The sequence below is a fragment of the Thermodesulforhabdaceae bacterium genome (genome assembly GCA_037482015.1).
Taxonomy (GTDB): domain Bacteria; phylum Desulfobacterota; class Syntrophobacteria; order Syntrophobacterales; family Thermodesulforhabdaceae; genus JAOACS01.
This window is the reverse complement of the sequence record JBBFKT010000005.1, coordinates 160,323-171,307: the sequence shown is the minus strand read 5'-3', so window position 1 is coordinate 171,307 and position 10,985 is coordinate 160,323. Positions and strand designations below refer to the sequence as shown.

13 protein-coding genes are annotated in these 10,985 nt (G+C 41.4%); all 13 read left to right on the top strand.

Annotated elements, in window-relative coordinates; all coding sequences use genetic code 11:
* Positions 1–171: 171 nt before the first annotated feature.
* The 13 genes from WHS38_08075 to WHS38_08015 all read left to right on the top strand — a co-directional run bounded on the left by WHS38_08075 (position 172) and on the right by WHS38_08015 (position 10,937).
* Positions 172–519 carry a hypothetical protein gene (locus tag WHS38_08075; GenBank protein MEJ5300931.1) on the top strand — a complete coding sequence of 116 codons (348 nt, stop codon included), beginning with the start codon at positions 172–174 and terminating at the stop codon, positions 517–519.
* 44 nt (positions 520–563) lie between these two features.
* Positions 564–869: a hypothetical protein gene (locus WHS38_08070; GenBank protein ID MEJ5300930.1), complete on the top strand. Its 306-nt coding sequence runs from the start codon at positions 564–566 to the stop codon at positions 867–869.
* A gap of 143 nt (positions 870–1,012) precedes the next feature.
* The gene (locus tag WHS38_08065) at positions 1,013–1,786 is read left to right on the top strand and encodes an ABC transporter permease (GenBank protein MEJ5300929.1); all 774 of its coding nucleotides are present in this window, start codon (positions 1,013–1,015) and stop codon (positions 1,784–1,786) included.
* A complete protein-coding gene (locus tag WHS38_08060; protein ID MEJ5300928.1) occupies positions 1,776–2,546 on the top strand; it encodes an ABC transporter ATP-binding protein in 771 nt (256 codons plus the stop codon). The genes WHS38_08065 and WHS38_08060 overlap by 11 nt, the downstream gene beginning before the upstream one ends.
* Positions 2,506–3,111, top strand: coding sequence for a glycosyltransferase (locus WHS38_08055; GenBank protein MEJ5300927.1), 606 nt, complete (start codon positions 2,506–2,508; stop codon positions 3,109–3,111). Before WHS38_08060 ends, WHS38_08055 begins: the two co-directional genes overlap by 41 nt.
* Positions 3,112–3,150: 39 nt before the next feature.
* Positions 3,151–3,438 carry a hypothetical protein gene (locus WHS38_08050; GenBank protein MEJ5300926.1) on the top strand — a complete coding sequence of 96 codons (288 nt, stop codon included), beginning with the start codon at positions 3,151–3,153 and terminating at the stop codon, positions 3,436–3,438.
* A 21-nt stretch (positions 3,439–3,459) separates the two neighbouring features.
* On the top strand, positions 3,460–4,389 hold the full coding sequence (locus WHS38_08045; protein MEJ5300925.1) for a glycosyltransferase: 930 nt from the start codon (positions 3,460–3,462) through the stop codon (positions 4,387–4,389).
* 16 nt (positions 4,390–4,405) lie between these two features.
* Complete coding sequence (locus tag WHS38_08040) at positions 4,406–5,812, top strand: glycosyltransferase (protein ID MEJ5300924.1); 1,407 nt, start codon at positions 4,406–4,408, stop codon at positions 5,810–5,812.
* 157 nt (positions 5,813–5,969) lie between these two features.
* Positions 5,970–6,710 (top strand): class I SAM-dependent methyltransferase, encoded by a 741-nt coding sequence (locus WHS38_08035; GenBank protein ID MEJ5300923.1) that lies wholly within the window; start codon positions 5,970–5,972, stop codon positions 6,708–6,710.
* Between the two features lie 271 nt (positions 6,711–6,981).
* Entirely contained in the window at positions 6,982–7,125 is a 144-nt protein-coding gene (locus WHS38_08030) for a hypothetical protein (protein MEJ5300922.1), read from the top strand.
* Positions 7,126–7,235: 110 nt separating this feature from the next.
* Complete coding sequence (rdgC, locus tag WHS38_08025) at positions 7,236–8,345, top strand: recombination-associated protein RdgC (protein ID MEJ5300921.1); 1,110 nt, start codon at positions 7,236–7,238, stop codon at positions 8,343–8,345.
* A gap of 221 nt (positions 8,346–8,566) precedes the next feature.
* Positions 8,567–9,961 carry an AmmeMemoRadiSam system protein B gene (amrB, locus tag WHS38_08020; protein ID MEJ5300920.1) on the top strand — a complete coding sequence of 465 codons (1,395 nt, stop codon included), beginning with the start codon at positions 8,567–8,569 and terminating at the stop codon, positions 9,959–9,961.
* 142 nt (positions 9,962–10,103) lie between these two features.
* Positions 10,104–10,937, top strand: a complete 834-nt coding sequence (locus tag WHS38_08015) for a hypothetical protein (protein MEJ5300919.1) — start codon at positions 10,104–10,106, stop codon at positions 10,935–10,937.
* Positions 10,938–10,985 lie beyond the last annotated feature (48 nt).

The following is a 10,985-nucleotide window of genomic DNA, read 5'->3' as shown; positions in this document are numbered from 1 at the left end:
AAAAGTACCTGGCCGGTTATGTGGCGATGTGTGAGTTTCGGATCAACTTGAAACGAATCTCCCCTGCTTTTATCTCTCAGTTAGCTAGGTTGCACTACTTTTGAACATGAGCCAAGATTTTTTATTGAGTTTTTAATTGGTCGTCGCAACCATTCCAAGAGGGACTTTAAGATGGCAACGGTGGAAATAAGTCGAGAAGAAATAAGAAAAATCGTGATGGAAATCCTTCAGGAAGAACTTGGCGTAGATAGAGCCAAATATTTCGATATCCTCGAGCGCTTAACTAGACTGGAAGAAGGCCAAAAAATGATAATTGAAATGATGAATAAACGCTTCGAGGACATCAATAGGCGATTTGAAGATTTTAACAGGCGGTTCGAAGATATAAATAAGCGGTTCGAAGATATAAATAAACGCTTTGAAGACATAAACTCTCGATTTACTATGCTGACCACCTTCATGGCTGTTGGGTTCAGCACTATTGCAGCCCTTATGGTGGTGCTGAAGATTTTTTATTGAGTTTTTAATTGGTCGTCACAACCATTCCAAGAGGGAACTTTAAGATGGCAACTTTGGAAATAAGTCGAGAAGAAATAAGAAAAATCGTGATGGAAATTCTTCAGGAAGAGCTTGGTATAGACAGAGCCAAATATTTCGATATCCTCGAACGCTTAACCAGGCTTGAAGAAGGACAGAAGATGATCCTGGAGATAATGAATAAACGCTTTGAGGATTTTAACAGGCGCTTTGAAGACATAAACAAACGCTTTGAAGACATCAATTCCCGTTTTACTATGCTAACCACCTTCATGGCTGTTGGGTTCAGCACTATTGCAGCCCTTATGGTGGTGTTGAAGATTTTTTATTGAACGCTAAAGGCATAAACAATAGCTAGAACGCTTGCTGATGGTTCAGCAGAGAAACAGGAAAAATGACTTTGACTTCCAGTTCCACCTAGCACAAAACCTTTTTAGGTCGAGTTAAATCTGGGCGTAAGGATGCGAGTTGCACTATGATAAAGAGGATTTGGCAATATAGAGACCTCCTGATGGTTTTCGCATGGAGAGAATTTGTTATAAGATACAGGCAGTCCGTTATTGGAATTCTGTGGGCGGTCTTTCAACCCTTAAGCATGATGATACTCTTTACCTTCGTATTTTCACTGATACTGAACATGCGCATTTCCGACATACCCTATCCTGTTTTCTTTTACGCGGGGGCTCTTCCATGGACATTCTTCGCTTCTTCTCTCAACCACGCCATCCCAAGCCTTACAAACCACTACGGACTCATAACAAAGATTTATTTCCCAAGAGAAATTCTTCCTCTCTCTTATCTTGTTGTAGCACTTGCGGATTTTTTCATAGCATCCATATGTCTTGCAGGACTTTTAATCTTTTACCGCATTCCCATAACATGGACCGCTCTCTGGTTCCTGCCGCTTTTCGCTATTCTGGTTATTTTCACATCCTCAGTATCAATTTTTCTCGCCGGACTTAATGTTTATTACCGCGATGTTAAAGCCGCTACCGGATTTCTTGTTCAACTATGGTTTTTCGCATCACCGGTTATGTATTCAATTGACAAGGTGAACATAAAGCTCAAACTGCTTCTTTTCCTGAACCCCCTTACTTTCATAATAGAGAACATGAGGCGGTGTCTTGTAGAGGGGCGAGATGTGGTCTGGTGGCAGTTTCTGATGGTAAGTTTCATTATTTTCTGCTGGGCTACTATAGTTCATCGTTTCTTTACACACATAGAGAGGTCCTTTGCCGATGTCATTTAACAAATCACTTGCTCTGGTGCTTCGGGATGTGTGGAAAAAATACTCACTCCGGGAAGTGTTTCACCGTTCTTTGCGAGAAGACATCATGCACTTCTTCCGGAGAAATGAAAACGCTCTTAAAAAAGATGAATTCTGGGCTCTTCAGGGCATAACCCTGGAAGTTGAAAAGGGTGAATGCGTAGGGCTTTACGGACCAAATGGAGTCGGTAAATCCACTATACTTAAACTGATCGCATCGGTCACCTATCCCACCAGGGGATCTATCGAAATATTCGGCAAGGTGGCTCCACTTATCGAAGTTGGAGCAGGCTTTCATCCCGATCTTACCGGGCGAGAAAATATCTTTGTAAACGGCACGATTATCGGAATGAGCATCAAAGAAATCAAAAATAAACTCGACGACATTATTGCCTTTTCCGAGCTAGGGCAGTTCATTGACACCCCTGTAAAGAAATACTCCTCTGGTATGCATCTAAAACTCGGTATGGCGGTAGCTGTCCACAGCGGAGCAGATATACTGCTCGTTGACGAAATTCTTTCCGTTGGGGACGAATCATTTCGAAAGAAATGTATTGATGCTCTTCATGACCTTCTTCAACAGGGAAAGACAATTATACTAGTTTCTCACGATAAGTTTTTGCTCGAACAACTAGCACACCGCATTGCTTATATAGACCGCGGTAAGATAGTAAAAGAACAAGAAATAAAGGGGTTTGATTATGATAGACGATCGAATCTGTGCGGTAGTCCCTACATATAACCGAAAAGAACTTCTTACGAACTGCCTGAAATCCATACTAAACGGCACAGTATCCCCTAAAACCATCATTGTGGTTGACAACGCTTCCACCGACGGCACAAAGGAACATATAGAATCCCTATTTTCTCAGGAGATAGAACAGGGAAGGATTGTTTATGTCAGGCTTGAGGAAAACATGGGAGGCGCTGGTGGATTTGCTGCGGGGTTAAAAAAAGGCATGGAAATGGATGTGGACTATTTTTGGTTGATGGACGACGATTCGGAACCAACTGAAGATGCGCTACTGGAACTTATAAAAAGAGCAGATCCGGAAACATGTCTTGTTCCTTTGATAACAACAGATAGAAATAAAGGGGAACTGTTTCCGTTAGGAATCAGGATTAACAATGAGTTTAGAATCTTCCATCAACTTATTACTGATATCCCTACCAACTGCGTCCTGGAAGCCCCCGCCGCACCATTTATAGGAATTTTAATTCCTAAAAAAGTTGTTAAAACGATCGGCTTCCCAAGAACAGACTATTTTATTTGGTGTGATGATATAGAATATTTTTATCGCATATGAGAAAATGGATTTAAGGCTATATATGTCCGCGAGAGCACTATGTTCCATCCTATTCCAAAAAAGATTGTCGTTGATTTTCTGTGGAGGAAAAACATTGTTTTAGTAGATGCTCCTGATTGGAAACAGTATTATGGACTTAGGAACTGGATTCATTGTGTCTCAAGACGTAAGGAATGGATAAACACAATCGGAACCATTGTTCGTTTTTTTCTAGTCTGGAAAGAACGAGGAGCAAAATTGAACACCCTTCATTTCTATTTGAAAGGACTTTGGCACGGACTTACGGGAAAACTTGGAAGGAATGATAAAATAATGCCAGGAAATTAAATAAGCAAGGAGACGGCAAAATTGATAGACTATCGAGTCTGTGCGGTAGTTCCCACATATAACCGAAAAGAACTTCTTACGAAATGTATAAAATCCATATTAAGCGGCACAGTATCTCCAAAGAACATTATTGTGGTTGATAATGCATCCACTGACGGAACGAAAGAACATATTGAATCTCTATTTTCTCAGGAAATAGAACAGGGAAAAATTATTTATGTCAGGCTTGAGGAAAACATGGGAGGCGCTGGTGGATTTGCTGCGGGGTTAAAAAAAGGGATGGAAATGGATGTGGACTATTTCTGGCTAATGGATGACGACGCTGAACCAACTAAAAACGCTTTGTCTGAACTTATAAAAAGAGCAGCCCTCCGATTATGCCTTGTTTCCTTGCCAACAGATAAAAATAAACAGGAGTTGTCCTGGGGAGTGGGAATCAGGATCAAAAACAAAATTAAGACTTTTGTATTTCTTTCTGATATTCCTACCAACTGTGTTCTGGAAGCACCTTTTGCTCCACTTATAGGGATGTTTATCCCTAAATCCATTGTTTATGCTATTGGTTTTCCAAGAGAGGACTATTTCATTTGGGGCGATGATGTGGAGTATATTCATCGCATGTGGGAAAACGGATACAAGGTTATGTATGTTCGAGAAAGCATTATATTTCATCCTGTTCAGAAGAAGATCATTACTAATTTTCTTTGGAAGAAAAATATTGTTTTGATAGACGCTCCGGATTGGAAGCAGTACTACGGACTTAGAAACCATGTTCACTTGCTTTCTAGACGCGGGAAATGGTTAGACACTATTGGAAGAATCGTTTATTTTCTTCTTATTTGGAAAGCAAGGGGTGGAAAATTGAATACCCTACATTTCTACTTGAAAGGCATATGGCATGGCTTTACGGGAAAACTTGGTAGAAATGACAAAATAATGCCAGGAAATTAAACAAAGGAATAGCAACATGTTAAAGGTTCTTCACACAGGCTGGTGGACTATAGAATATAGAAAAGCAGGTGGATCCATCATACATGTAGAAACATTGATGGAATATCTTCATAAACATGGATGCGACAATGCTTATTTTTGTGGTGGAAGATACAACCCTCTGACCAAATCGGTATATATAAAAAGATGGCAAAAATCCTACACCAGAATATACGAAGTGGTTAACTCACCAAACGTTGTGGGTTCATACGAATCCACACCTTTTCATATTCAGTGCGAGCCTATTGAAAAACTATTTATAAAAGTGCTTGAAACTGAAAGACCCGATGTCATACATTTCCACGAACTCGAATCTCTTACCGGATCTCTTCTTACTATAGCAAGACTTAAGCGAATTCCTATTGTAGTTGGCGTTCACAACTACTGGTATCTATGCAATCAAAGAGATATGATGGATATAAATCAAAAAGTCTGTGACAATTTTCAAGATGGAGAAAAATGTCGTTCATGTATAATTATTACAACCAATCACAGATTTGGATACATTTATGGATTTTATGGAGGCTACTTCAGAAATACAACTTTCGGAAGATTTCTCGACCCTCTTGCTATTAAAATGGTCAGCCTGTTGAATAAATGGCATTATCCATTACTTAATACCGTTAAACTTAAAACACTACCAGCTTCCCTGTTTCTCGAGAGACGCCGGTTTTTTGTAAATGAACTGAACATGGCTCAAGCAATAATATTCCCAAGTGAAAGGGTTAAAAAAATCTACAACAAATATGATGTGACAGATAAAAATTCAAAAGTAATGCATCCTATCAGCATAAATTTCTTACGTATAAAACCTAAAAACCCTCAATTCCATCCAAAACCTAACAAAATAGTCTTTGGATACCTGGGAAGCATATTAAGAACAAAGGGAGTTCATTTAATCATTGAAGCCGCAAAAATACTAAAGAAATACCAGGATAGCTTCACTGTGTTTATTTTCGGCGGAGGAGATGAAACTTACACATCACAGTTGAAAGAAAGCACTTCCGGCACCAATGTTGAATTTAAGGGAAGATACAGTCCAACCGACATTCAAAAAGTGCTTTCTTCTATAGATATTGCCATAGTACCTTCAATATGGGAAGATTGCGCACCCATCGTAGTAAACGAGCTAAGACTCTCGAAAACTCCAATTATTGCAAGCCGTATTGGAGGCATTGCCGAGGCGGTGGAACATGGAGTAAATGGATTCCTGTTTGAACCTGGGAACGTGGAAGAACTCGCAAGATACATGAAATATTTCATCGAAAATCCACAGGAAATTCCCAGATTCATGGAAGCAACCAACTGGTCATTCGACATGGACAAATATGCTGAAGAAACCATTGAAATATACAAAGTGGTAACAACAAACCTTAGAGGTTAGCCCAGCAAAACTAGGTTATGTTATGATTCTGCAATACAGGTAAATATACAAGTCAATTCTACAAATTTTACCATAAAATATATAGTTTAGAAATCAGAATGAATTACTTATAGAAGCTATAATAATTTCGCTAAACAATAGGAGAAGTTAAACGAAAATGTTGCTGAAATCGATCATCAATCCTGAAGCCACTAAATCTTTTGTTCAAGATTTTATACTAGGTTCTATGAAATTAAGATTGAATCCAGTTATATTAACGAAGTATCTTTTTGAATTAAAGCTTAATGAAGAATTTTATAAACAGATTAACGAAAGCATAGAAAAAGCGAGAAAAGATTTCCCAGATCCTCGATTAGGGGGTTGGATGTTCGAGTACCATGGACATATTTTATATACACTTGTAAGATTATTAAAACCTGAAGTTGTTATCGAAACAGGCGTTGGACCTGGGGGTACCAGCGCTTTAGTTTTGCTCGCCCTCAATGCTAATAAAAAGGGACGATTGTTATCTATAGACTTACCAGGAGCAGACTTAGAGATTTATCTAAAAATTGGTAAAGCATATCATATCCACATACCACCCGGATACCAAGTTGGATGGCTTGTCCCTTCATATTTAAGAAATAGGTGGCATTTACAATTTGGAGATAGCAAAGAGCTTCTACCTGAATTGTTGAATAAGATTGGAGCCATAGATATGTTTTTACACGACAGCCTTCACACAGACGAGCATGTGATGTTTGAACTTTCTACGGTTTTTCCATATGTGAAAAAAGGAGGTTTGATATTAGCAGACGATGTCAACGAATATTGGACCCTAGCGTTTACAAAATTCTGCAAAGAAAAAGGAATTAAATATACAGTTTTTGGAAATAGACTAGGGGTAGCTAGAAAATAAAGAATCAATTTAGGGCTTTAAAAAATACCCATCATAAACAGGTAGGGGCATAGCATGCACCTACCTGTCTAAATAAAGAAGAGTTTTCAAAACACCCTCCCCTCATCATTGACGATCTCGCTTTATTTCGGTAAAGTGCGCCTGCCACGGCTGGGCTTAATAGTGAGGCAAGCAGCTACGGTTCTGCAGTGGGGATGTTGTGGGTTTACGCCCTAAAATTCATAAAAAAACAGCAAAAGCAATAAAAGCAACCTACAAGGGAGGATTGAGTATGGCAAAACATAAAAAACTAGAAAGAAGGCGGGAAATCGAACGGCGAAGAAAAAGACGTGAAAAGCGCCTTAAAGCACGGGCTAAGGCTCTTCGCGAACAAATCGAACAATTGAAAGCCCAGAAAAAGCAAGCCCAGAAGTAAACAAAAAACTATTTAAGCGCACAGGGGTGATTTGGCTAAATCGTCCCCTGCGCAAAATTCACAACCAGATCCTGGGTTAACTTTTTAAAATCAGCTAAAGCGAGGGATCAATGAGCATTAAATCCGGTTCGATGCAGCTTACATTCTTTTTCGTTCCCGATCCTGTTACGGAAGATTTCTGGGGATTTGTGGCAGAACATATCTCAAAGGGAACCTTTACACCCTGCACTCCCGAAAACATTTCTTCATCAGGTTTCGTCTCATGGGAAGATCTTTTCGATACATCCTTTTCTGACGGTTACCAAAAGGCAAATTACCTTGCTTTTCAATTTCGCCTCGATCAGAAAAAAGTCCCTCCCATGATTATCAAACAGCGGCTTCAAGAAGCCCTGCTTGCTTATAAAAAAGAAAAGGGACACCTTCCTTCAAAAAAGGTCCGCACCGCTCTCAAAGAAGCCGTCGAGGAGGAACTCATAAAGGCGGCTCTCCCCTGCCCTTCAGGCTTTGAAGTGGTGTGGGATACGGCTACTAAACGTCTTATTCTCGGCACGACAAGTAGCAAGTTTATAGAAGCCTTCCTTGAACATTTTGAACGTGTCTTTCGGCTCCACCCGGTCCCTCTCTATCATCTCCAGCTAGCACTTCACATGGAAGAATTGCCGAACAGCTTGAAGGACAAGTTATCACAGTTAATCTCTCCATCTTCTCATCGAGCCTTTGAAGAGGGACGATTTCTCGGCTATGAGTTTCTCACCTGGTTGTGGTTCAAGACCGATACGGCAGAGCGCGGTTCCAATATATACCTGGGGGACAGGATAGTTTTGAGCCGCCCGGATGACGGGCGTGAACGCATTATATGCACAACTCAAAGCCACAACCTGAAGGAAGCTCACACAGCCCTTCTGGAAGGCAAAATGCTGGAAGAGGCTCAATGGATCCTTCAAAAAGGCGACGATGAGTATTATTTCACTCTGGATGTTTCTCTCTGGACTATGAAAAATGTTAAAACTCCATCCCAGCCATCCCGTTCCAGAGACGAAGATCCAGAAGGACGATTCCTGGAACGTATGTTTTTTATAGAAGAAATCCGACACACCGTCGAATCTCTCTATCGAGAATTCCTCACAGTTCGTTTTGAAAGCAAATGGCACGACGATGTCATTCCGGCTATGGAAGAATGGAAGCGAGAAAGAATATCCCCGAAAGCCGCCACATCTTAAAAGCTTAAGAATCCTTACGGGACAGAAAAAATTCGGACCTGGATCAACAGGAAGAAAAAAATTTTTTGCGTCCTTCGGATTCGGCAAGCAAGAAAAAACTAGACTATAAAAAAGGTTTTTCCTATCTTGGAAATGGTTAAACAGGCTCTTTGGATTTTTAACCCCCTTAGAACCTTCCAGGGGATAGGAAAAATTAGAGCATATTGCAGGGAATGCAACCCATGGAACGCGTAAGAAAATCAATTATTGCAGGCACATGGTATCCAGGACATCCCGAAACATTGAAAAAAGAAATAAGAAGATACCTGGATAGAGCTTCTGTCGAAGTGCCAAAGGGCGTTCTCAAAGGACTGATAGTTCCTCATGCCGGTTATATCTATTCAGGATGGGTCGCTGCTTATGCCTACAAGCTCTTAGAAACAAGCCCACGTCGGCGAATTGTTATTGTAGCACCAAGTCATCATGCCTACTTTCAGGGAGCCAGCGTATATACACCCGGAGGATATGAAACACCGCTTGGTGTCGTGCCGCTCGATCGAGAAATAGCGGAAGAACTTTTGAAAACTTCCCCTATAATAAAGGACCTTCCCGAAGCTCATGCAAGGGAACACTCTCTGGAAATCCAGCTTCCTTTCCTTCAGGTTATACTGGAAAATAACTTTCTTCTTACTCCAATCGTGATGGGAATTCAGACATATGAAACCGCTGAGGTTCTCGGGAAAGCTCTCGCTAAGGTCCTGAAAAACAAGGATGATGTGCTCCTTATAGCCAGCACAGATCTTTCACATTATCACTCAGAAAAAGAAGCTCACGAGCTGGACAGGAGAATTGCAGACCGTATCACTTCCTTTGATCCTGCGGGGCTTTTTGAAGACATCAAAAAAGGGCTGGGGGAAGCCTGCGGCGCAGGTCCTATGGTGACTGTAATGATTGCCTGTAAAGAGCTTGGAGCAACAAAATCCATGGTCTTGAAATATGCTACCTCTGCAGATGTAACGGGCGACAGATCGGCAGTAGTTGGATATCTAGCCGCCGCCTTTGTTGACAACCCCGGTCATGGGAAAAAGGTCGGAGTGGACCTAGGACTTTCTGAAGATGAAAAGCGAATTCTTAAGGAACTTGCGTACAACACTATAAAGGCAAAACTTGAAGGGAAGAGCCTTCCGAGCATCACAAGACCTGGTGGTAAACTTGCTGAAAAGCGAGGTGCCTTTGTAACAATTCATAAGAACAAGCAACTGAGAGGTTGCATCGGCTACGTAGAGGGACATCGTCCTCTGTGGGAAACCGTTAGAGACATGGCGATTCAGGCTGCATTCCACGATCCGCGCTTTCCACCGCTAAATGCCGAAGAGTTTCCGTTTATCGACATCGAGATATCCGTGCTTACTCCGCTTGAACCTCTTAAGGACATATCGGACATAGAGATCGGAAAACACGGGCTTGTTGTGAGAAAGAGTTTTTACAGTGGATTGTTACTGCCTCAGGTTGCCGCTGAATACGGATGGAGTCGGGAAACCTTTCTGGAATGGACATGTCGAAAGGCGGGGCTTCCTCCCGATGCCTGGAAGTCAAACGATGTGCAAATTTACGTATTCTCGGCAGATGTATTCTAAACACGGAATGCTCGACCTTAGGAGCAAAGCCGGTATATGATTTAAGTGTGAGCTGTGGTTGACGGATGTAACTATCACTTATTAAGAAGATGATTACCCAGGAGCTTTACAATCCCAACATGGATGAAGGAGGCTACATGGCATGACCCAGGAAAAAAAGATTATAGAAAAATTTTCGGACCTTTTTAATGCCGAGGAACGCAAGGAGCTTTTCAGGAAATATCTCTACTTCTTGGGATGGCTTGAACTGCTTATTTTTGTTGGATGCTGGATCTATCAACTCGGTTCGGAAACTGTTGATAGAACCGGTGCCGCGGCTGATATTCCCTTTCCGTGGCGAGCCTACTTCACGATAGCTTTTCTTTCGCCGATTCTTATTACTTTCATTATCGGGGTTATCATCGCCGCTTTCAACCGATACATGATTGATAGAGAGCCAGATCAAAACGCTGCCGATACACATAATAACGCACAGACGGAAATTGCTACAAAACACCCGAGACTTACCAGGATGGTCAAACAGCTTCAACATGTCCCGTTCCTGGGGCTTTTGCTTCTACTGGGACTTGGAGTTGTGGCGCTTTATAACCTCGATACAATCCTTACCGTCATCGGAACTATCGGCGAAAAAACCGTAAAAATAAGTCTGATCTTCATAGTGGGAATACTTGCACTTATCTCTATCTTTGCCATGACTCTGATTATACTGAACTACAAACTGCGGAAAAAATCCATGGAATACCGCTTCAGAAGTGAGATGGCTGAACGCTTTGGATTGATCATCCTGGAAGACAACACCGTTCTGAACCATGAAGGAAAGCTTCTCGTGCAGGGCAAAAAGTGGAAGAAAGCCATACCTGACATTGCGGCAAGTCAAAATAAAAAATCCGGAAAAGAAACTACCAGGGACGCAACCAGAGCTATTGCGCCGCTACATCCCGGGGGAAGTTCTTCACCAGTTAGTGCCACAGAATAAACTGCGCGGGGGCGACAGGTAAGAGTCGCCCCTGTATTGAATTCACAG

Excerpts from the sequence above, each read along its gene's own strand:
- WHS38_08065 (MEJ5300929.1), top strand. The coding sequence starts at position 1,013 with ATGATAAAGAGGATTTGGCAATATAGAGACCTCCTGATGGTTTTCGCA.
- WHS38_08035 (MEJ5300923.1), top strand. The coding sequence starts at position 5,970 with ATGTTGCTGAAATCGATCATCAATCCTGAAGCCACTAAATCTTTTGTT.
- WHS38_08055 (MEJ5300927.1), top strand. The coding sequence starts at position 2,506 with ATGATAGACGATCGAATCTGTGCGGTAGTCCCTACATATAACCGAAAA.
- WHS38_08060 (MEJ5300928.1), top strand. The coding sequence starts at position 1,776 with ATGTCATTTAACAAATCACTTGCTCTGGTGCTTCGGGATGTGTGGAAA.
- WHS38_08075 (MEJ5300931.1), top strand. The coding sequence starts at position 172 with ATGGCAACGGTGGAAATAAGTCGAGAAGAAATAAGAAAAATCGTGATG.
- WHS38_08030 (MEJ5300922.1), top strand. The coding sequence starts at position 6,982 with ATGGCAAAACATAAAAAACTAGAAAGAAGGCGGGAAATCGAACGGCGA.
- WHS38_08050 (MEJ5300926.1), top strand. The coding sequence starts at position 3,151 with ATGTTCCATCCTATTCCAAAAAAGATTGTCGTTGATTTTCTGTGGAGG.
- WHS38_08040 (MEJ5300924.1), top strand. The coding sequence starts at position 4,406 with ATGTTAAAGGTTCTTCACACAGGCTGGTGGACTATAGAATATAGAAAA.
- rdgC (MEJ5300921.1), top strand. The coding sequence starts at position 7,236 with ATGAGCATTAAATCCGGTTCGATGCAGCTTACATTCTTTTTCGTTCCC.
- WHS38_08015 (MEJ5300919.1), top strand. The coding sequence starts at position 10,104 with ATGACCCAGGAAAAAAAGATTATAGAAAAATTTTCGGACCTTTTTAAT.
- amrB (MEJ5300920.1), top strand. The coding sequence starts at position 8,567 with ATGGAACGCGTAAGAAAATCAATTATTGCAGGCACATGGTATCCAGGA.
- WHS38_08070 (MEJ5300930.1), top strand. The coding sequence starts at position 564 with ATGGCAACTTTGGAAATAAGTCGAGAAGAAATAAGAAAAATCGTGATG.